This window comes from Streptomyces sp. NPDC096013, from assembly GCF_044763565.1.
Taxonomy (GTDB): Bacteria; Actinomycetota; Actinomycetes; order Streptomycetales; family Streptomycetaceae; genus Streptomyces.
This window is the reverse complement of record NZ_JBIWGK010000008.1, coordinates 64,137-89,104: the sequence shown is the minus strand read 5'-3', so window position 1 is coordinate 89,104 and position 24,968 is coordinate 64,137. Positions and strand designations below refer to the sequence as shown.

Sequence of the window (24,968 nt, the reverse complement as noted above, 5' to 3'; positions counted from 1 at the left end):
CGGGCTGCCGATCGCAGGCGGCGCATCCTCACCCGTGATGCCTTCGTCCAAGAGAACGGCGGTGGTGATGACGGTGGCCTCGGTGGGCCCGTACGTGTTCCACACCCGGGCACCCGCACGCCACTTCGCCGCCAGACCGGCCTCCAACCTCTCCGCGCCCAGCACCCAATTCCCCACCCCGGCAACCGACTTCGGCTCCAGAACCCCCAGCAACGACGGCACCACACTCGCGCTGTCGACGCCGTTGAAGTCGATCATCGCGGCGAGGGCAGCACCGTCCCGCCGCTCCTCGGACGAGGCGATGGCCAACGTGCCCCCGGCCGCCAACGTCACGGCCACATCCAGCACCGCCGCGTCGAAACTGAACGACGCGAACTGCATTGCCGTCAGCCCAGGTCCCACACCGAGTACGGGACCCATCGCCGCGGCAAGGTTTGCCACGGAGGCATGCGCCACCGCCACACCCTTCGGACGCCCCGTCGACCCCGACGTATAGATGACGTACGCCAGTTGATCCGAGGTGACGTCCGGCAGCTCACCGGAGTCGGTCCCCAACTCGCCCACCAGGACCGTCTCCACGTCAGCCGACAACCGGCCTACGGTCTCCTCAGCCACCAGCACCAACTCAGCGCCGCTGTCGGCCACCATGAACAACAGCCGGTCGGACGGATACTCCGGATCCAGCGGAACGTACGCACCGCCCGCCTTCCACACCGCCAACATGGCCACGACCATCTCGGCCCCACGCGGCAGACACAGCCCCACCCGGGATTCCCGACCCACCCCCCGCGCAATCAGCCCACGAGCCAACGCATCCGACCGCGCGTCCAACTCGCCGTAGGACAGCGGTCGGTCGCTGAACCACAACGCCGCGGTGTCCGGCGTCCGCACCGCCCACCCGCGGAACCGCTCCAACACCGTGGCGGGAGCCCCGTCCCGTGCCGTGGCGTTCCACTCGTCGACGACTACGGATCGCTCGGGCCCATCGACGAGATCGATCTCGGCCACGCGTAGCGTCGGCTCGGCCGCGATCTGTTCCAGCACCCGTATCAGCCATCCGGTGACGCGGGCCGCCGCCGCCTCGTCGAAGAGGTCCGGCCGATGGGTCATCACGATGCGGAGGCTGTGGTCGGGGACGACGCCGACGGTCAGCGGGAAGTTGGTGGCCTCGTGGGCATCCATGCGGGTGAAGGAGATCGCGCCGGGTGCGGGTGCCCCGTCGGGCGGGGTCGGGTAGTTCTCGTAGACCACGAGGGTGTCGAACGTCGCTCCCGGTCCGGCCAGCCCCTGCACCTCGCTCAGGCCCAGATGCTGATGCGACATCAGCGACGACTGCCGTGCCTGGAGGTCCGCGAGCATGTCCAGTACCGGCTGCGCGCCGGCCAGCGGTACCCGTACCGGCAGTGTGTTGATCATCAGGCCGACCATGGACTCGGCGCCCGGCAGATCCACCGGTCGACCCGACACCGTCGCGCCGAACACCACGTCGTTCCGTCCGGTCAGCCGGGACAGGACCAGCGCCCAGGCGCCCTGCACCACCGTGTTCAGCGTGAGGTTCCGGCCGCGGGCCAGCTCCGTCAGCCGCGTGCTGGTCTCCTCGGGAAGGTCCAGGACGAGGTCCCGCGGCAGTACGGAGACCTCGGCCCCGCCTGCCGCCTGGGGTGCGACCAGGGTCGGTTCCTCCGTCCCGGCCAGTTCCTCCCGCCACGCGGCGCGGGCCGCCTCCCGGTCCTGGCGGCCGAGCCACGACAGGTAGTCGCGGTAGGAGGTGACCGGGGGCAGTACCCGGATGTCTCCGCCCGCCGTGTACACCGCCTCCAGCTCGTCGAGGAGTACCGGCATCGACCAGCCGTCCAGGAGGATGTGATGGGTCGTCACTACGAGGCGGTGGCGGCCTCCCCCGAGCCGGGCCAGCACCAGCCGGAGCAGGGGCGGGGAGGCGGGGTTCATCCGCTCCTCCCGCTCTTCACGGGCCAGCCGCTCGAACCGGGCCAGGGCCTCGTCGTCGTCGAGGTCCGACAGGTCGACGTCTCGCCACGGGAGCACAACGCTCCGCGAGATCAGCTGCACCGCCTCGCCTGACCTGCGTCGCTGGAAACTGGCGCGCAGGACGGCATGGCGCTCGATCATCGCCTCCCAGCACGCCCGGAAGAGCTCGGTGTCCAGGGGTCCGTCCACGCCGAGGACGCACTGGAGTCCGTAGACGTCCGGCCCTTCGTCGTCGTACGAGGAGTGGAAGAGCATCCCCTGCTGGAGGGGCGAGAGCGGCCAGACCTCCGCGAGAGCGGCTCCCTTGGCGGGCGTCGAGGAGGGCGTCGAGGGGCGCGTCGAGGGCTTCACAGGAACCGTCCTTCGTCGAGTTCGGCAGCTATGGCTTCGAGGTCGTCGACTTCGTCCTGGTCGAGATCGAGGAGTGAGAAGTCGGAGGGGGTGTGTCCGCCGGCCTGGGGACCGGCGGAGTGCGCGGCGAGCCCGGAGAGCAACTCAAGCCAGGCCAGACCCAGTTCGTCTACGTCGGTCTCGTCCAGCAGCGCGCCGGGCCAGCTCAGGGTGAGCGTCAGCTCGGGCCCGCTCGCGGTGTCCGCGACCACCGCCCCGGCGGCGAGCGCGTGCAGCACCCGCATGCCCGGGTCCGCGGCGCCTCCTACGGCCGCGTCTCCCGCCGTCTGCCAGGGCTCGACCGGGCCCGGCTCGGCACCGGCGGTCGCGATCCGGCCCAGGTAGTTGAACCCGATCTGCGGTACCGGCAGGGCCTTCAACACCGGCCCCGTCTCCGGGTTCAGATGACGCAGCAGACCGTGACCGAGCCCGTCCCCGGGCACCGCCTGCACCTGCTCCTTCACGCGCTTGACCAGCGCACCGGCCGCCGCACCACCGGCGGCGGCTTCGGCAAGGTCGAGACCCGAGGCGTCCAGCCGTACCGGATAGGCCGCCGTGAACCAGCCCACCGTCCGCGACAGATCCATGCCCTCCGACAACGCCTCGCGACCATGGCCCTCCACCTCGACCAGGAACCCACCGCTCCCCGAACCCGGGAGCCGACGTGTCACCGCACCGGCCAGCGTGGCCAACAGCAGTTCATGCAGCCCGCAGTGGAAGACCCGCGGGGTCTCGCCGACGAGCACCGCTGCCTCGTCCGCCGGGAGCGACCAGGAGAGCAGGCGCAGGGTGGACGTCGTGTCGACGGCCGGGTCCAGCGGTCGGCGGCCGATCAACGGTTCCCCGTCACGGGCCGTCCCGGCGACCATGTCGACCCAGGCATCCAACTCACCCACCCGCGCGGGACCTTGCGCGGCCCGCCGCAGTCCCTCCGCCCAGCCACGGAACGAGGTCCCCGCCGGCTCCAGCTCCGGCGCCCCTCCCGCAGCCGCCGCCTCGCACGCGGCCCGCAGATCGGGCACGAGCACCCGCCACGACACTCCGTCGACAGCCAGGTGATGAGCGGCCAGCGCAATCCGCCCGACCCGGTCAGGCCCGGCATCGACCCACACCACCTGCACCATCACACCGGCCGCGGGATCGAGCCTTGTCACCGCCTGCCGAGCAGCATCCACCGCGAGCCGGTCCACCTCACCCTCAGCAGCTCCTACGGCGTCCACCCGGGCCACCAGCCCGGACGCGTCGAGCTCACCCGTCTCCGGAACCACCAACACCTGGTCGCTCCCGGCCCGGGCCCGCAACATCCCGTGCACTTCCACCAGCGCGCTCACACCCGTCTTGAGCACGTCCACGCCGAGGCCGGCCGGCGCACCGATCACCGTCCACTGGGCGAAAGCGGGCCGCAGCACGTCCGTACCCATCGACCTCATCAACGGCGTCCACGGAACCTCGCCAACACCCGTATCCCCGGCCCCCGCAGACGCGTCCACGGTCACGGCCGCGACCAAGGCCAGCCGCTCCGGGGTCTTCTCCTCGAAGATCTGCCGAGGCGTCACGACCCAACCGGTCCGACGAGCACGCGACGCGAGTTGCATCGACATGATCGAGTCGCCGCCCAACTCGAAGAAGCTGTCACCGACCCCGATCGCGCCCGCCTCCAGGCCCAACACCTCGGCGAACAGGCCACACAGCACCTCCTCGGCCGCGGTGCCAGGCCGCCGTGCCGAGCCCGAACCGCCGAACTCCGGGTCGGGAAGAGCGGCCCGGTCGACCTTGCCGTTCACCGTGAACGGGAACGCGTCGAGCACCACCACGGCCGCCGGCACCATGTACTCCGGCAGTCGCGAGGTGGCGAAGACCCGCAGAGCGTCGGCATCCACCTCGTGGCCGACGACGTAGCCGACCAACCGACCCTCACGGACCATCACGACCGCGTGGTCGACCTGGGGGTGGGCCTCCAACGCCCCTTCCACCTCGCCGAGTTCGATACGGAAGCCGCGGATCTTCACCTGCTCGTCCGCGCGCCCCACGAACTCCAGCTGACCCTCGGCGGTCCAGCGGATCAGGTCGCCGGTGCGGTACATCCGCTCGCCCTCACCGAAGGGGGCGGCGACGAACCGCTCGGCCGTCAGGTCCGGGCGCCCGGAGTAACCGCGTGCCAGACCGGGACCGGACACGTACAACTCGCCTGCCACACCGACCGGCACCGGCTGGAGGAACTCGTCGAGCACGAACGTCCGCGCGTTGCGCAGGGGACGGCCGATCGGAACGCTTCCCCCTGATCCGTCTCCGGGGTTCAGGGGCAGGCTCATCGCCGCGCAGACCGTCACCTCGGTCGGGCCATACGCATTGACCATCCGACGGCCCACCGACCACCGGTCCACCAACCCCGGCGGGCACGCCTCACCAGCCACCACCAACGTCTCCAACCAGGACGGCAGCGCCTCCTCCACCGCCAACACCCCCGGCGGAACCGTCACATGCGTCGCCCGCGCACGCTCGACGGCCTCTCCGAGTGACACCCTCGGCGGCAGCTCCTCACTCCCCGCGACCACCAGCACCGCGCCCGACACCAACGCCATGCACAGCTCCGACACCGCCGCATCGAAACTCAACGACGCGAACTGCAACACCCGCGCCTCCGCGTGCACCGCGAACCGGTCGATCTGCGCACGTGCCAGGTTCGCCAGCCCCGCATGCGAGACAACAACCCCCTTGGGCCGACCAGTTGAACCCGAGGTGTGGATCACATACGCCGCATTCGCCACCTCCAACGGCGCGATGCGCTCCGCGTCCACCACCCGACCCGGCGCACGACCCGCCGCATCCGCCACGGTCTCCGGATCGTCCAGGACGATCACCTGCCCGAGGGCACCTTCCGGCAGCGCCGACCAAGTGGCCTGCGTGCACAGCACCGCAACTGGATCGGCGTCCTCCAGCACCAGGGCGAGCCGGTCCGCGGGGTGCGCGGGGTCCAACGGTACAAAGGCTCCGCCCGCCATCGAGACCGCCAGCAGCGCCACCACCGTGCCCACCGACCGCTCGGCCACGACCGCGACCCGCCGCTCCGGACCCACACCCGCAGCAATCAGATACCGCGCCAGCCGACCCGCCTCAGCCTCCACCTCCCCATAACTCAGGACGTGTTCACCCGACTCCAAAGCCGACGCGTCCGGCGTCCGCCGCACCTGCGCGGCAAGCAACTCCGGCAACGTCGCGGAAGGCACCTCGGAGGACACGTCCTGCCAGTCCCGCGTCAGACGGTCCAACCGCTCCCCGTCCAGCAACCCGACACGCCCAACAGGCATCCCCGGGTCTTCCGCGAACTGCTCCAACACCCGCACCAGCGCGCCCAACACCTCATCCGCCCGCGCCCGATCGAACAGATCAGGCCGATGATCCAGCTGCAACTCCATCCGCTCACCCGGCGCGACGATCAACCCCAACGGATAGTGACTCGCGTCGTGGGGAATACCGCCCGGCCGGATGGTGAGGGCGTCGGGGCCGTCCGGCGCGGCCGAGGCCGAGTGCGGGTAGTTCTCGTAGACGACGAGCGTGTCGAACTCCGCGCCCGGTCCGGCGACCTGCTTGATCTCCGCCAGCCCGAGGTACTGATGATCCATCAAGCCCACCTGCCGGGCCTGGAGTTCGGACAGCAGGCCGGCCACCGACAGATCACCGGCCAACTCGGCCCGTACCGGCAGGGTGTTGATGAACAGCCCGATCAGCGATTCCGCACCCGGCAGATCCGCCGGCCGCCCGGCAACCGTCGTCCCGAACACCACATCCCGACGCCCCGCAAGCCGAGCCAACACCACAGCCCACGCACCCTGCACCACCGTCGCCATGGTGAACCCGCGCTCCCGCGTCAACTCCTCCAACGCCCGCGTCAGTTCGGCGCTGCACTCGGCGCGCACCGCCTCGGGCCGCAACGGCGCCCGCGCCGGATCCACCGCAGCGACCAGGGTCGGTTCCTCCGCACCCGCCAACTCCTCCCGCCACGCAGCCCGCGCCGCCTCCCGGTCCTGACGACCCAGCCAAGCGAGATAGTCCCGGTACGACCTGACCGCGGGCAGCGCCCCGGCGTCTCCGCCCGCGGCGTAGGCCGCCGACAGTTCGTCGATCAGCACGGACAACGACCAGCCGTCGACGACGCTGTGATGCGACGTCATCACCAGCCGGTGCCGCCGCTCGCCGAGTCGAAGCAGCAACAGCCGCAGCAGCGGACCCCGCCCGAGATCAAAGCCGACCGACAGCTCGTGCTCGGACAACCGAGCCGCCTCAGCCTCCGCATCAGCCTCGGGCAGGCCACTCAAGTCGGCGTCACGCCAGGGCAGTTCCACCTCCCGCGCGACGACCTGCACCGCCTCACCCGACGCCAACCGATGAAACCCCGCACGCAAAATCGCATGCCGCCCCACCACCACATCCCACGACGCCCGCAACCGACCAACATCCAAAAGCCCGTCCAGAGCAAGCGCACGCTGCCCCGCATACACATCCGCCCCGCTCTCGTCATCGAACGACGAGTGGAACAACAGCCCTTCCTGGAGCGGAGACAACGGCCACACATCCTCCAGCCCGGACACCGCCGACTCCAGTTCCCCGACACCCTCCTGAGAGAGGGAAACCAGCGCGAAGTCGGAGAGTGTGTGCCCACCGGCCGAGGGGTCTGCGGTGTGCGCGGCGAGCCCGGAAAGCAACCCGAGCCAGGCCAGGCCCAGTTCGTCTACGTCGGTCTCGTCCAGCAGCGCGGCGGGCCAGCTCAGGGTGAGGGTCAGCTCCGGGCCGCCGGCAGTGTCCGCGACCACGGCACCCGCATCCAGCGCATGCAGCACCGGCATGCCCGGATCAGCGGCACCTCCTACGGCCGTGTCCCCAGCCGTCTGCCAGGGCTCGACCGCGCCCGGCTCAGCGCCGGCGGCCGCGAACCGGCCCAGGTAGTTGAACCCGATCTGCGGCACCGGAAGGGCCTCCAACACCGGCCCCGTCTCCAGGTTCAGGTGGCGCAACAGGCCGTAGCCCAGCCCGTCCCCAGGCACCGCGTGCACCTGCTCCTTCACCCGCTTGAGCAGGTCACCGGCCGCCGCACCACCGGCCGCGGCCTCCGCCAGGTCCACACCTGAGGCGTCCAGCCGTACCGGATAGGCCGCCGTGAACCAGCCCACCGTCCGCGACAGATCCATGCTCTCCGACAACGGCTCACGGCCGTGCCCCTCGACCTCGACCAGGAACCCGCCGCTCCCCGAGCCCGAGCGCCGACGTGTCACCGCACCGGCAAACGTCGCCAGCAACACCTCGTGCAACCCGCAGTGGAAGACCCCCGGCACCTCACCCACGAGCGCCGCGGCCTCACCCACCGGAACCGACCAGGAACGGTGGCGCAATGTCGCGACCGTGTCGGCCACCGGGTCCAGCGCACGGTGACCCACCAGCGGATCCCCGGTACCGGCCTTCCCGGCGGCCATGTCGACCCAGGCCTCCAACTCGCCCACCCGCGCCGGACTCTGCGCGGCCCGCCGCAGCCCTTCCGCCCAAGCGCGGAAGGAGGTCGGCGCCGGTGCGAGTTCCGGCCGTCGCCCCGCGCCCGCTGCCTCGCATGCCGCTTGCAGATCGGGCACCAGGACGCGCCACGACACCCCGTCCACCGCCAGGTGATGAGCGGCCAGCACAACCCGACCGACCCGCTCCGGCCCGGCATCCACCCACACCACCTGCACCATCACACCGGCCGCAGGATCCAACCGCCCGACCGCCTGCCGAGCGGCATCCATCGCCGGCTGATCCAACTCGCCCTCAGCGAGGCCTACGGCGTCCACCCGGGCCACCAGCCCGGACGCGTCGATCTCACCCGCCTCCGGAACCACCAACACCTGGTCGTCCCCGGCCCGGGCCCGGGCCCGCAGCATCCCGTGCGTCCGCAGCAGGGCTTCCACGCCTGACGCCAGTACGTCCATGCCGAGGCCGGCCGGTGCTCCGATCACCGTCCACTGGGCGAAGCCGGGCCGCAGCGCGTCCGCGCCCATCGACTTCATCAACGGAGTCCACGGCACCTCGCCAACACCCTTGTCGCCAACGTTCGTAGACGCGTCCACGGTCACGGCCGCGACCAGTGCCAGCCGCTCCGGGGTCTTCTCCTCGAAGATCTGGCGAGGCGTCACGACCCAACCGGTCCGGCGAGCACGCGACGCGAGTTGCATCGACATGATCGAGTCGCCGCCCAACTCGAAGAAGCTGTCACCGACCCCGATCGCGCCCGCCTCCAGGCCCAGCACTTCCGAGAACAGTGCGCAGAGCGCCTCCTCGGCCGCCGTGCCCGGCTGCCGCTCCGACGCCGAACCCCCGAACTCCGGGGCGGGCAGGGCAGATCGGTCCACCTTGCCGCTCACCGTCAGCGGGAACGCGTCGAGCACCACCACGGCCGCCGGAACCATGTACTCCGGCAGGCGTGCAGCGACGAACTCCCGCAATGCGCCTGCCTCCGCTCCGCCCACGACATGGGCGACGAGCCTGCCGTCCCGCACCGTCACGACGGCCTGCGCGACTTCCGGATGGTCGTCGAGGACGGCTTCCACCTCGCCCAGTTCGATGCGGAAGCCGCGGATCTTCACCTGCTCGTCCGCACGCCCCACGAACGTCAGTTGGCCTTCAGGAAGCCAGCGCACGAGGTCGCCGGTGCGGTACATGCGCGCCCCGGCATCGAACGGATCGGCGACGAACCGCTCGGCCGTCAGGTCCGGGCGCCCGGAGTAACCGCGTGCAAGACCGGGCCCGGACACGTACAACTCGCCTGCCACACCAACCGGCACCGGCTGGAGGAACTGGTCGAGGACATAGGCCCGCATGTTCGCCGTCGGCCGCCCGATCGGCACACCGTCGGTGTCGCCCGCGCCCGTCCTGGACCCGTCTCCGGGGTTCAGGGGCAGGCTCATCGCCGCGCAGACCGTCACCTCGGTCGGGCCATACGCATTGACCATCCGACGGCCCACCGACCACCGGTCCACCAACCCCGGCGGGCACGCCTCACCAGCCACCACCAACGTCTCCAACCACGACGGCAGCACCTCCTCCACCGCCAACACCCCCGGCGGAACCGTCACATGCGTCGCCCACGCACGCTCGACCGCCTCGCCCAACGACACCCTCGGCGGCAACTCCTCAGCCCCAGCCACCACCAGCACCGCGCCCGACACCAACGCCATGCACAGCTCCGACACCGCCGCATCGAAACTCAACGACGCGAACTGCAACACCCGCGCCTGTGCGTGCACCGCGAACCGGTCGATCTGCGCACGTGCCAGGTTCGCCAACCCCGCATGCGAGACAACAACCCCCTTGGGCCGACCAGTTGAACCCGAGGTGTGGATCACATACGCCGCATTCGCCACCCTCAACGGCGCGATGCGCTCCGCGTCCACCACCCGACCCGGCGCACGACCGGCCACAGCGGCGGCCACCTCCGGATCGTCCAAGGCGATCGCCCGGCCCAAGTCGGCCTCAGGCAGCGCGGCACGGCCCGACTGCGTGCACAGCACCACGACCGGATCGGCGTCCTCCAGCACCAAGGCCAGACGCTCGGCGGGATGACCGGGGTCCAACGGTACGAAGGCTCCGCCCGCCATCGAGACCGCCAGCAGCGCCACCACCGTGCCCACCGAACGCTCCGCCACGACCGCGACCCGCCGCTCCGGACCCACACCCGCGGCAATCAGATATCGCGCCAGCCGACCGGCCTCAGCCTCCAACTCCCCATAGCTCAGCACATGTTCGCCCGACACCAAAGCCGACGCGTCCGGCGTCAGCCGCACCTGCGCGGCAAGCAGTTCCGGCAACGTCGCGGAAGGCACCTCGGAGGACACGTCCTGCCAGTCCCGCGTCAGACGGCCCAACCGCTCCCCGTCCAGCAACCCGACACGGCCCACAGGCATCCCCGGGTCCTCCGCGAACTGCTCCAACACCCGCACCAACGCGGCCAACACCTCATCCGCCCGCGCCCGATCGAACAGATCAGGCCGATGATCCAGCTGCAACTCCATCCGCTCACCCGGCGCGACGATCAACCCCAACGGATAGTGACTGGCGTCCCGCGTCCGGCCGCCCGGCCGAATGACAAGGGTGTCGGGGTCGTCCGGCAGCGCCTCGGCGGACCGCGGATAGTTCTCGTAGACGACGAGCGTGTCGAACTCCGCTCCCGGTCCGGCGACCTGCTTGATCTCCGCCAGCCCGAGATGCTGGTGACCCATCACGCCGAGTTGGCGGCGCTGGAGCCGGTCCAGCATCTCGAGTACGGACTCCCTGCCATCCGTCTCGACTCGCACCGGCAGCGTGTTGATGAACAGCCCGATCAGCGATTCCGCACCCGGCAGATCCGCCGGCCGCCCGGCAACCGTCGTCCCGAACACCACATCCCGACGCCCCGCAAGCCGAGCCAGCACCAGAGCCCAAGCACCCTGCACCACCGTCGCCATCGTCACGCCGCCTCGGCGGGCCACGTCGTTCAGCGCCTGGGTCAGTTCGGCGCCGCACTCGACACGAACGGCCTCGGGCCGCATCGGCAGTCGAGCCTGATCAACCGGAGCGACCAGCGTCGGTTCCTCCGCCCCCGCCAACTCCTCCCGCCAGGAAGCCCTCGCCGCATCCCGGTCCTGTCGGCCGAGCCACGACAGGTAATCCCGGTACGACCGCACCGCAGGCAGCGCCTGGGCACCCCCGAGCGCCCGGTACACCGTCTGAAGCTCGTTCAGCAGGATCGGCAACGACCAGCCGTCGAGGACGATGTGATGGGTCGTCAGTACCAGACGGTGACGCCGCTCGCCGAGTCGAAGCAGCAGCAACCGCAGCAGCGGACCCCGCCCGAGATCAAAGCCGGCGGACAACTCCTCCCCGGACAACCGAGCCGCCTCAGCCTCTGCATCGGCCTCCGGCAGACCGCCCAAGTCGGCCTCACGCCACGGCAGTTCCACCTCCCGCGCGACGACCTGCACCGCCTCACCCGACGCCAACCGATGGAACCCCGCACGCAAAATCGCATGCCGCCCCACCACCACATCCCACGACGCCCGCAACCGACCAACATCCAAGAGCCCGTCCAGAGCAAGGGCACGCTGACCGGCGTACACATCCGCCCCGCTCTCGTCATCGAACGACGAGTGGAAGAGCAGCCCCTCCTGAAGCGGAGACAACGGCCACACGTCCTCCAGCGCGGGCACCGCCGACTCCAGCTCCTGCACACCCCCTTGAGACAGGGAAACCAACGGGAAGTCGGAGGGGCTGTGGCCGCCGGCCCCGTCACGCACCTGCTCCACCAGTCGTGACAGCGCCTCCGCCCATGCCTCCAGCAGTGCGCGTGCCCGGCCGGTCTCCAACAAGCGTTCCGGGTACGCCAACCGCAGCTCCAGCACGGGGCCGTCCGACACCTCCCGTACGGATACCAGCAGTTCGATCGCATGCATCACCGCGGCCGCCGGCGCACCTCCCGCCCCGAAACCCTCGCCGGTCCCCACGCGCCCGAGGTAGTTGAAGCCGACCTGCGCCGACGGCAGCCCCGCCAACTCCCCAGCCGTCTCCGGGTTCAACCAGCGCAGCAGCCCGTAGCCGAGCCCGTCCCCGGGCACCGCCCGCACCTGTTCCTTCACGCCGAGCACCGACACACCACCATCGGCACCGACACCGCCGCCGGCGCTCAGCCGCACCGGACGCGAGGACGTGAACCACCCCACCGTCCGCGACAGATCAGGGACGCCCGACAACGGCTCACGGCCGTGCCCCTCGACATCCACCAAGAACTCGCCCACGCCCGCGACCCATTCACCAACTGCCCCCGCAAGACCGGCCAACAGCACCTCGTCCACCCCGGCATGGAATGCCGACGGCACCGCCGCCAAGAGCGCCGCCGTCACCTCCGCCGGGACGGTCACCGCCGCCTCGCGAACCGTCGCGCCCACATCCACCAGCGGATCCAGCGGCGCGTCCGTGAGCGACATCTGCGGACCGTCCACCACCGCCCGCCAAGCCGCCAGCTCCGCCACCCGCTCGGGACGACCCGCCTCCGCCGCCAACTCCCGCGCCCACGCCCGGAACGACACCGGAACCGCATCCAACTCCACGGCACGTCCCTCAACGAGCATCGTGAGGGCCCGCTCAAGATCGGGCAGCAGGATCTGCCACGAGACGGTGTCGACGACCAGGTGGTTGGCCACGACGACCAGTCGGCCGGGGACTTCCGGCCCCGCGTCCAGCCACACCACCTGCACCATCACCCCAGCCGCAGGATCCAACCGCCCCACCGCCGCCTCGACTTGCTCCCCCAACACCACAGCCGGATCAACCCCGGCCACATCCACCCGAGCCACCAGCCCGGACACATCCATCGCGTTCGCCTCGGGAACAAGCAACACCCTGGGCTCCAGGGCCAATTGAGCCCGCAACACCTCATGACACTCGATCACCGCACGCACGGAGGCGACAAGCACTTCAAGGTCCAGTCCCGCCGGCGCCGCCATGACCCCTGGCTGGACAATCTGCCCTACGGCCTCGGGGCCGACCCGGTCCAGCAGTTCGCGCATCACCGGGGTCAACGGCACCTCACCGACACCCGTATCCCCGGCCCCCGCAGCCGCGTCCTCGGTCACGGCCGCCACCAGTGCCAGCCGCTCCGGGGTCTTCTCCTCGAAGATCTGCCGGGGCGTCACCACCCAACCCGAACGTCGAGCCCGGGAGGCGAGTTGCATCGACATGATCGAATCGCCGCCCAACTCGAAGAACCCGTCCCCGACCCCGGCCTCCGCCAGGCCCAACACCTCGGCGAACAGGGCACAGAACGCCTCCTCGGCGGGCGTCGCGGGCACACGGGTGGCAACAGACACAAGGTCGGCCTCGGGCAGCGCGGACCGGTCGATCTTGCCGTTGACGGTGAGCGGGAACGTGTCGAGTACGACGACCGCCGACGGGACCATGTACTCCGGCAGCCGGGTAGCGGCGTAGGCCCGCAGCGTCTCGGCGTCCGCACCCCCGACGACGTACCCGATCAGCCGACCTTCATGTGCGACCACCACAGCGCGCTCAACCTGTGCGTGAGCGGCCAACACCGCCTCGACCTCGCCGAGTTCGACCCGGAACCCACGGATCTTCACTTGCGCGTCCGCACGCCCCACGAACTCCAACTGCCCGCCCGACGTCCAGCGGACCAGGTCACCGGTGCGGTACATCCGCCCGCTGCCGTCACCGAACGGGCACGCCACGAACCGCTCCGCCGTCAGATCCGCACGACCGATATAGCCGCGGGCCAGACCTGAACCGGCGATGTACAACTCCCCTGCCACACCCACCGGAACAGGCCGCAACAACGCGTCCAGCACATAGGTACGGATGTTGGGCAGCGGGCGGCCGATCGCCGGCGGCGCGTCCTCACCGGTGATGCCCTCCTCCAACAGGACGGCCATGGTGATGACGGTGGCCTCCGTCGGACCATAGGTGTTCCAAACCCGGGCACCCGCACGCCACTTCGCCGCGAGACCGGCCTCAAGCCGCTCCGCACCCAGCACCCAATTCCCCACCCCCGCAACCAAATCCGGCTCGAGCACCCCCAGCAACGACGGCACCACACTCGCGCTCTCGACGCCGCTGAACTCGACCATCGCGGCGAGGGCAGCCGGGTCCCGCCGCTCCTCGGACGAGGCGATCGCCAACGTGCCCCCAGCGGCCAACGTGACGGCGACGTCCAGCACGGCCGCGTCGAAGCTGAACGACGCGAACTGCAACGCCGTCACACCGGGCTCCACACCGAGAACGGGACGCATGGCCGACGCCAGATTCGCCACGGAGGCATGCGCCACCGCCACACCCTTCGGACGCCCCGTCGACCCCGACGTATAGATCACGTAGGCCAGTTGGCCCGGATCCACGGCGCTGTCCGATCCCTCGCCGAACTCGGTCTCCACTTCCGCCGGCAGGACGGTGTCCACCTCGGCCGACAGCCGGTCTGCTGTCTCCTCCGCGACCAGGACCAGTTCGGCGGCACTGTCCTCGACCATGAACTCCAGCCGCTCGGACGGGTATTCCGGGTCCAGCGGGACGTACGCGCCACCGGCCTTCCACACCGCCAGGACCGCGGTCACCATCTCGGTTCCGCGCGGCAGGCACAGCCCCACCCGGGACTCACACCCCACACCTCGCGCCACCAGACCCCGGGCGACAGCGTCTGAGCGCGCGTCCAACTCGGCGTAGGACAGCGACTGTTCGCCGGACCGCACCGCCGTCGCATGCGGAGTTTCCACGGCCCATCGTCGGAACCGCTCCAGGACCGTGCCGGGCTCCGTCGGCCGGGCGGTGGCGTTCCACTCCTCTACTACCGCGGCCCGCTCGGACTCGTCCAGCAGCTCAAGCTCGGCGAGCCGGGCCGCCGGGTCCGCCGCGATCCGTTCCAACGCGCGCACCACTCGATCGATCAGGGTCCGGGCCGCGCCGCCGTCGAAGGCGTCCGGGCGATAGTCCAGCCGTAGCGTCAGCCTTTCCTCGGGCCGGACGCCCAGCGCCAGCGCGAAGCTCGTCGACTCGCGCGACGCGACGCCTGAGATCGTCAAGCCCGCCGCTGCCGGCTGTGCCGCCGGGTCGCCCGGGTAGTTCTCGAATGCCAGCAAAGTGTCGAAGGTCGCGCCGGGACCGGCGGCCCGCTGCACCTCGCTCAGACCGACATGCTGGTGATCGAGCAACGCCGACTGCCGTACCTGGAGCGCCTCAAGCGCCTCGCCCACCGACCGGGCCCCGTCCAGATCGACGCGTACCGGCAAGGTGTTGATGAACAGGCCGAGCATCGCCTCCATCCCCGGAAGCTCCGCCGGACGACCCGCCACCGTCGCCCCGAACACGACCTCACGACGACCCGTCAACTGCCCCAGCACCAAACCCCAGGCCAGCTGCACCACAGTGTTGAGCGTCACGCCGGCACCACGGGCAACCCGCTCCAGGCCCTCGACCAGCCCCTCCCGTGCCTCAACCGTCAGCGACCAGGCCAACACGGCGTCCGTCCCGGCGACAGTGGGCGCGACGAGCGTCGGTTCCTCGACCGGCGCCAACTCGTCCCGCCAGGCCTCCAACGCCACCGCCGTATCCCGACCGGCCAACCACGCCCAGTACGGCCGCGACGACACAGGCGCACCGAGCCCACCCGCCCGACCACCGGCCGCGTACAGCGCCCACAACTCCCGCATCACCAACGGAAGCGACCAACCGTCGAGGAGAAGATGATGCAACGTCACCACCATCTGGTACTGGCAGTGGCCGACGCGCACCAACGCCACCCGCAGCAACGGAGGCGCGGCAAGATCGAACCGCGCCGACCGCTCCTCAACACCCACCCGATCCGCGGCATCGCCACCCAGACCCATCACGTCGACCTCGCGCCACGGCAGTTCAGCCCGGTCAACCACCACCTGAACGGGCCCCACCGCGCCCCCGACCTGCACGAACCCCGCCCTCAACGCCGCATGCCGATCAACCAACACCTGCCACGACGCCCGCAACCGACCCCCGTCCACCTCACCATCGAGCGCTAGAACGAACTGCTCGACATAGACATCCACACCCTCTTCGTCGAAGAGAGAGTGGAACAACAGCCCCTCCTGAAGCGGAGCAACCGGCAGCACCTCCACCAACCCCGGAACCGCCGCCTCGACCTCCTCCACCCCAACCTGGTCCAACACCACCAACGGGAAATCCGACGGCGAGTACCCGCCCGCCCCCGCCCGAACATCCGCGACCAGACCCGTCAGCGAATCAACCCATGCCTCGACCAACTCCCGCGCCCGGTCAGCGCTCAACAGCCGTTCCGGATACGCCAACCGCAGCTCCAGCACCGGGCCGTCCGCCAACTCGCGGACCGATCCCAGCAGTTCAACCGCGTGCATCACCGGGGCATCGAACGCACCCCCGGCACCGAAACCCTCAGCAGAACCCACACGCCCTAGGTAGTTGAAGCCGACCTGCGCCGACGACAGCCCCGCCAACTCCCCAGCCGTGTCCGGATTGACGTACCGCAGCAGGCCGTAGCCGAGCCCATCCCCGGGCACCGCCCGTACCCGCTCCTTCACTCCGAGCACCGACACACGACCATCGGCGCCGACGTCCGCGCTCAACCGCACCGGACGCGAAGACGTGAACCACCCCACCGTCCGCGACAGATCAGGGACACCCGACAACGGCTCACGGCCGTGCCCCTCGACATCCACCAGGAACCCGCCGCCCACACCGGCCCACTCACCAACCGCCCCAGCCAGACCAGCCAACAGCACCTCGTCCACACCGGCATGGAACGCCGACGGCACCACCGTCAACAGCGCCGCCGTCACCTCCGCCGGGACGGTCACCGCCGCCTCGCGAACCGTCGCGCCCACATCCACCAGCGGATCCAACGGCGCGTCCGTGAGCGACATCTGCGGACCGTCCACCACCGCCCGCCACGCCGCCAACTCGGCCACCCGCTCCGGACGACGGGCCTCCACCGCCAACTCCCGCGCCCACGCCCGGAACGACACCGGAACCGCATCCAACTCCACGGCACGTCCCTCAACGAGCATCGTGAGGGCCCGCTCAAGATCGGGCAGCAGGATCTGCCACGAGACGGTGTCGACGACCAGGTGGTTGGCCACGACGACCAGTCGGCCAGGGACCTCCGGCCCCGCGTCCAGCCACACCACCTGCACCATCACCCCGGCCGCAGGATCCAACCGGCCCACCGCCGCCTCGACTTGCTCCCCCAACACCACAGCCGGATCAACCCCGGCCACATCCACCCGAGCCACCAGTTCGTCAACCGGCACCGCGGGGTTTTCCGGCACCACCAACACCCCGGGCTCCGTCACCAGCCGCGCCCGCAAAACCTCATGACGGTCCATCACGGCCCGCACCGCATCGACAAGCGCTTGGCGATCCAGCCCCGGGGGCACCGTCAGCACGCCTGGCTGGACGATCCGGCCAACCCCCTCCGGGCCGACCCGATCCACCAGTTCCCGCATCACCGGGGTCAACGGCACCTCACCGACACCAGTGTCCGAGCGCGGTGCATTCCCCGTGCCGGAGGAGGCAACGGCCACCTGCGCCAGCCGCTCGGGCGTCTTCTCCTCGAAGATCTGGCGGGGCGACACGGTCCAGCCCGCGGCACGGGCCCGAGACGCGAGCTGCATCGACATGATCGAGTCGCCACCCAGCGCGAAGAAGCTGTCCCCGACCCCGACCTCCTCCAGCCCCAACACCTCGGCGAACAGGGCACAGAACGCCTCTTCGGCCTCGGTCGACGGGGCACGCGTATCGGCGGACGCAAGGTCGGGGGCAGACAGGGCGGCCCGGTCGATCTTCCCGTTGACGGTCAGCGGGAAAGCATCCAGGACGACGACCGCCGACGGAATCATGTACTCCGGCAGACGAGTGGCGGCGAACTCCCGCAGCTCCTCGGCCTCCGCGTCACCGAGGACATACCCGACCAGCCGACCACCAAGAGCCACCACCGCAGCCCGCTCAACATCCGGATGGGTGGCCAACACGGTCTCGACCTCGCCGAGTTCGACCCGGAAGCCACGGATCTTCACCTGCGCGTCCGCACGCCCCGCGAACTCCAACTGCCCGTCGGCGGTCCATCGAGCCAGATCCCCCGTCCGATACATCCGCTCGCCATCGCCAAAGGGGCAGGCCAGGAACCGCTCTGACGTCAGGTCGGGCCGGTTGATGTAACCGCGAGCCAGGCCGGACCCGGCAACGTAGAGGTCACCCGTGACGCCCTCGGGCACGGGCCGGAGGAACGCGTCCAGGACGTACGTACGCACATTGGGCAGCGGACGGCCGATCGCCGGCGGCGCGTCCTCACCGGTGATGCCCTCCTCCAACAGGACGGCCGTGGTGATGACGGTGGCCTCCGTCGGGCCGTAGGTGTTCCAAACCCGTGCGCCTGCACGCCACTTCGCCGCCAGACCGGCCTCAAGTCGCTCCGCACCCAGCACCCAATTCCCCACCCCCGCAACCGAATCCGGCTCCAGCACCCCCAGCAACGACGGCACCACACTCGCCACCTCGACGCCGGCCGCCTCGACCATGGCCGCCAACACGGACGCGTCCTGCCGCTCACTTGCCGAGGCAACCGCCAACGCGCCCCCGGCTGCCAACGTGACCGCCACGTCCAGCACCGCCGCGTCGAAGCTGAACGACGCGAACTGCAATGCCGTCACACCAGGTTCCGCACCGAGAACGGGACGCATGGCGGACGCCAGATTCGCCACGGAGGCATGCGCCACCGCCACACCCTTCGGACGCCCCGTCGACCCCGACGTATAGATCACGTAGGCCAGTTGGCCAGCGACAACCTCTGGCAGGTCGCCCGAGTCGCTCCCCAACTCACCCAGCAGCAGCGTCTCCACGTCCACAGACAACCGGTCTACGGTCTCCTCCGCGACCAGGACCAACTCCGCACCGCTGTCGGCCGCCATGAACCCCAGCCGCTCCGCCGGATACTCCGGATCCAACGGGACGTATGCGCCACCGGCCTTCCACACCGCCAGCAGCGCCACGACCATCTCGGCTCCACGCGGCAAGCACAGCCCCACCCGCGACTCCGGCCCCACACCACGGGCGACCAAGCCACGAGCCAGCGCATCCGATCGCGCATCCAACTCGCCGTAGGACACAGCCTGTTGCCGGAACCACAGCGCCGGCGCGGCCGGCGTCCGAACCGCCCACCCACGGAACCGCTCCACCACCGTCGACGCGTCCACATCCCGCGCGGTGGCGTTCCACACCTCCACCACCGCGGCCCGCTCGGACTCGTCCAACAACTCGATTTCGCCGAGCCGCAGTTGCGGATCGGCCGCCATCTGCTCCAGCACCCGAACCAGGCGGCGGGCCATCCGCAGGGCGCTCCGGCGCCGGAACACGTCGGTGCGGTAGTCGAGGCGGATCGCGAGGCCGTCGTCCGGGGTAACCCCCAGCGCCAGCGCGAAGTTGGTCGACTCGCGGAGCTCGGTGGCCGTGACCGTGAGGCCGTCGCCGAGGGGCTGGGCGTCCAGGTCACCCGGATAGTTCTCGAAGGCCAGCAGGGTGTCGAAGGTCGCGCCGGGACCGGCGGCGCGCTGCACCTCGCTCAGGCCGACATGCTGGTGGTCGAGCAGCGCAGACTGCCGTGCTTGAAGCGCCTGAAGGGCCTTGGGCACCGAAGGGGTCGCGTCCAGATCGACGCGTACCGGCAGGGTGTTGATGAACAGGCCGAGCATCGCCTCCATCCCCGGAAGCTCCGCCGGACGACCCGCCGCCGTCGCCCCGAACACCACCTCACGACGACCCGTCAACTGCCCCAGCACCAAACCCCAGGCCAGCTGCACCACGGTGTTGAGCGTCACGCTGGCACCCCGGGCGACTCGCTCCAGGTCACGCACCAGTTCGACACTCGCGCGGTCGGTCACCCGGTCCAGGACGACGGACGCCGTCGCACTCGGCTCGGTGGGCGCGACGAGTGTCGGTTCCTCGACCGGCGCCAGTTCGGCCTGCCAGGCCTCCAGCGCCGCCGACGTATCCCGACCGGCCAACCACGCCCAGTACGGCCGCGACGACACAGGCGCACCGAGCCCACCCGCCCGGCCACCGGCCGCGTACAGCGCCCACAACTCCCGCATCACCAACGGAAGCGACCAACCGTCGAGGAGAAGGTGATGCAGCGTCACCACCATCTGGTACTGGCAGTGGCCGACGCGCACCAACGCCACCCGCAGCAACGGAGGCGCGGCAAGGTCGAACCGCGCCGACCGCTCCTCAACACCCACCCGATCCGGGGCATCGTCACCCAGGCCCATCACGTCGACCTCGCGCCACGGCAGTTCAGCTCGGTCAACCACCACCTGAACGGGCCCCACCGCGCCCCCGACCTGGACGAACCCGGCCCGCAACGCCGCATGCCGATCAACCAACACCTGCCACGACGCCCGCAACCGGCCCCCGTCCACCTCACCGTCGAGCCTCAACACCAACTGCTCGACATAGACATCCCCACCGTCTTCGTCGAAGAGAGAGTGGAACAACAGCCCCTCCTGAAGCGGAGCAACCGGCAGCACCTCCGCCAACCCCGGAACCGCCGCCTCGACCTCCTCCACCCCAACCTGGTCCAGCACCACCAGCGGGAAATCCGACGGCGAGTGACCACCCGCCCCCGCCCGAACATCCGCGACCAGACCGGCGAGCCCGCTCGCCCACGCCTCCACCAGCCCTCGCGCCCGCTCGGCCTCCAACAACCGCTCCGGGTACGCCAAACGCAACTCCAGCACCGGACCGTCCGCCAACTCCCGTACCGAGCAGAGCAGTTCCAGGGCGTGCATCACGGGGGCATCGGGCGCGCCCGCGGCCCCGAAGCCGTCGCCGGTCCCTACGCGCCCGAGGTAGTTGAAGCCGACCTGCGCCGACGGCAGCCCCGCCAACTCCCCAGCCGTCTCCGGGTTCAACCAGCGCAGCAGCCCGTAGCCGAGCCCGTCCCGGGGCACCGCCCGCAACCGCTCCTTCGTCCCAAGCACCGACACACCACCATCGGCACCCGCGTCGGCAGCCAGCCGCACCGGATGTGAGGCGGTGAACCACCCCACCGTCCGCGACAGATCCGTCCCCTCGGACAGCGACACCCGGCCGTGCCCCTCGACATCCACCACGAACCCGCCGTGCACACCGGCCCACTCACCAACCGCCCCCGCCAGACCGGCCAACAGCACCTCGTCCACACCGGCATGGAACGCCGACGGCACCGCCGCCAAGAGCGCCGCCGTCACCTCCGCCGGGACGGTCACCGCCGCCTCGCGAACCGTCGCGCCCACATCCACTCGCGGATCCAACGGCGCGTCCGTGAGCGACATCTGCGGACCGTCCACCACCGCCCGCCACGCCGCCAGCTCGGCCACCCGCCCCGGACGACCCGCCTCCACCGCCAACTCCCGCGCCCACGCCCGGAACGACACCGGAACCGCATCCAACTCCACGGCGCGTCCCTCGACGCGCGCCTCATACGCGGACCACAGATCCGGCAGGAGCACCTGCCAGGACACCGCGTCGACGACCAGGTGGTTGGCCACCACGATCAGCCGGCCCGGCGCATCCGGCCCCGCGTCCAGCCACACCACCTGCACCATCACCCCGGCCGCAGGATCCAACCGCCCCACCGCCGCCCCGACTTGCTCACCCACCAAAGCGGCCGGATCAGTCCCCGCCACATCCACCCGAGCCACCAGCCCGGACACATCCACCGCACCCACCCCGGGCACCACCAACACCCCGGACTCGGCCACCAACCGCGCCCGCAAAGCGTCATGACGATCCATCAGAACCGCCACGGCGTCCCGCAGGGCCACCTCGTACAACCCCGCCGGCGCCTCCACCACCATCGACTGCACGACCGCGCGAACACCCTCGGCACCAACCCGCCCCAGCACCTCACGCATCACCGGCGTAAGCGGCACCTCACCGGCAGCGGAGTCCGCCGAGCGCGCGCCGTCCGCCGCGCCGTCAACCGACGTTGCCACCGCGGCCAGTTGCGCCGGTGTCCGCAACTCGTGCACCTGACGGGCGCCGACGACCAGACCCTCACGGCGGGACCGCGACACCAGCAGCATCGCCGTGATCGAGTCGCCGCCCAGCGCGAAGAAGCTGTCCCCGACCCCGACCTCCTCCAGCCCCAACACCTCGGCGAACAGGACGCAGAACGCCTCCTCGGCAGGAGTCTCCGGAGCCCGACCGGCACTCGGCGCAGCCTCCGGCACCGGCAGCGCGACCCGATCGACCTTGCCGTTGACGGTCAGCGGGAAAGCATCCAGGACTACGACGGCTGACGGCACCATGTACTCCGGCAGCCGGGTGGCCGCGAACTCCCGTACGCCCTCACCGTCCGCTTCCCCGACGACATACCCGACCAGCCGACCGTCCCGGACCACCACCACAGCCCGCTCGACCTGCGGGTGCGCGGCAAGAACAGCCTCGACCTCACCCAACTCCACCCGGAACCCACGGATCTTCACCTGCGCATCCGCACGCCCCACGAACTCCAACTGCCCGCCCGACGTCCACCGCGCCAGATCCCCGCTGCGATACATCCGCCCGCCATCACCGAACGGGCAGGCCACGAACCGCTCCGCCGTCAGATCCGCACGACCGATGTAGCCACGAGCCAGACCGTCCCCCGCGATGTACAACTCCCCCGCCACACCCACCGGAACAGGCCGCAGGAACGCATCCAGCACGTAGGTACGGACATTGGGCAACGGGCGGCCGATCGCAGGCGGCACGTCCTCACCCGCGATGCCCTCCTCCAAGAGAACAGCGGTGGTGATGACGGTGGCCTCGGTGGGCCCATACGTGTTCCACACCCGGGCACCCGCACGCCACTTCGCCGCCAGACCAGCCTCCAACCTCTCCGCGCCCAGCACCCAATTCCCCACCCCGGCAACCGACTTCGGCTCCAGAACCCCCAGCAACGACGGCACCACACTCGCGCTGTCGACGCCGTTGAAGTCGATCATCGCGGCGAGCGCAGCACCGTCCTGCCGCTCCTCCGTCGTGGCGATCGCCAGGGTGCCTCCCGCAGCGAGGGTCACGGCCACATCCAGCACCGCCGCGTCGAAACTGAACGACGCGAACTGCAACGCCGTCAGCCCAGGTCCCACACCGAGAACGGGACCCATCGCCGCGGCAAGGTTCGCCACGGAGGCATGCGTGACCGCCACACCCTTCGGACGTCCGGTGGACCCTGACGTGTAGATGACGTAGGCCAGTTGGCCACCGTCAACCTCCGGCAAGACACCGGAGCCAGTCCCCAACTCGCCCAGCAGCACCGACTCCACGTCCGCCGACAACCGGCCTACGGTCTCCTCCGCGACCAGCACCAACTCAGCGCCGCTGTCGGCCACCATGAACGCCAGCCGCTCCGCCGGATACTCCGGATCCAACGGGACGTACGCCCCACCGGCCTTCCACACCGCCAACATCGCGGTCACCATCTCGACCCCACGCGGCAAGCACAGCCCCACCCGCGACTCACGACCCACACCCCGCGCAATCAGCCCATGCGCCAACGCATCCGACCGCACATCCAACTCGGCATACGTCAGGGCCTGTTGCCGGAACCACAACGCCGCCGCCTCCGGCGTCCGCACCGCCCACCCACGGAACCGCTCCACCACCGTCGACGCGTCCACACCCCGCGTCGCACCGCCCCACCCACTGATCACCAGGGCACGTTCGTCGTCCCCCACCACTCCGATCCGCCGCAGCGGCGCCGTCGGGTCCCCGACCGCCCGTGCGACGAATCCGACCAGCGACCGCTGGACCGCCCGCGCCCATGCCCGGTCGTAGAGCGCCGCGTTCGCCTCGACGGTGATCTCGATGTTCGAGCCCGTCCGGTCGATCAGCACCCCGAAGTCCTCGACCAGCCGGGTCGACACGTCCCGTGTCACGCCTCGGCAGTCGCCGAAGGCCAACTCCCCTGTCCGCGGAAGGATGTTGAGGTACGGCCCGAAGTGCCAGCGGTCGCCCTCCGGCCAGCCGAGTTCCCGGCGCAGCCGTTCGCCGCGGTACCGCTGGTGCCGGAGAAGGTCGCCGACGGCACCGTCGGCGGTCCGGGCGAGGTCTAGGAGGCTCGCGCCGGCCGGGACCGGGAACCGTAGGGGCAGCATGTTCGCCCGGGTGACGCGGGCCCGCAGGTCCGTCTCGCTCACGCGCCCGGTCACGGGCAGGCTGAGGAGCGCCTGGGGTGAGCCGGCCATGCCGCTCACGAAGGCGCCGGTGGCGGCGGTGAGCAGCCGGGAAGTGCGCAGGCCGACGCTGTCCGCCGCGGCGCGCAGCGCGTCTGTCGCCGCGGGTGCGAGGCTGCCCGTCTCGCGCAGCACCGCTCCGGCATCGGTGTCCTGAAGAAAGCCGGATACTCCGGAAAGGCGCGGGACCTCGGCCAATTCCGGCCGGTCCGAGAATCGGTCGTGCAGATACCGTCGGTCGCCGGTGAATTCGGTCGAGTTCCGGTAACTCGCCTGCTCGGCAAGCGCCTTGCTCAACGAGACGAATTCGACCTGCGGCTGTGGTCCGCATCCGACGAGGGCCGAATACACCTCGGCGACCCGGCGCGCCATCAGTGTGCAGGCGTATCCGTCGAGCAGCAGGTGGTTATAGCCCTGGAACCAGCAGTACCGATGGGAATCCAGACGGAAGAGCACGAACGAGAAGAGTTGCTCTCCGCGCGGATCTTCGACCCCGGCGAGTTCCTCGCGCATCCGGGTTTCCATCCATGCACGCGGGTCGCCGGCGGCGTCCCCGGCCGGCTCCTCGATGCGGAGCGACCATCGCCGGGCGGCGTGCGGTACGGCGCGTACCCCGCCGTCCGTGTCCTCGGTGAATCGCACGCCCAGGATCTCGGTCTCCTCGGCCGTCCGGCGCAGCGCGGCCTCGAAGGCGGGCACGTCGAGGGCGCCCGTGATCTCGACGGCCTGCCCGACGGTGTAGAGCGCGTGAGGGCCTCCCAGGCACTGTGCGTGCCAGATTCCCTCCTGGCTGTCGGACAGGGTAAAGCTGCCACCGGTTCGTTCGCTCAT

2 protein-coding genes (1 of these 2 only partly in view) are annotated in these 24,968 nt (G+C 70.4%); both read right to left on the bottom strand.

Features of this window, described 5'->3' with window-relative positions; translation table 11 throughout:
- On the bottom strand, window positions 1–2,340 hold the 5' portion of the coding sequence (locus ACIRB1_RS26200; protein ID WP_403467198.1) for an amino acid adenylation domain-containing protein. It extends 2,280 nt beyond the left edge of the window; the window shows 2,340 of its 4,620 coding nt (coding positions 1–2,340); it begins with the start codon at window positions 2,338–2,340; its stop codon lies off the left edge, out of view.
- Window positions 2,337–24,968: a non-ribosomal peptide synthase/polyketide synthase gene (locus tag ACIRB1_RS26195; protein WP_403467197.1), complete on the bottom strand. Its 22,632-nt coding sequence runs from the start codon at window positions 24,966–24,968 to the stop codon at window positions 2,337–2,339. The genes ACIRB1_RS26200 and ACIRB1_RS26195 overlap by 4 nt, the downstream gene beginning before the upstream one ends.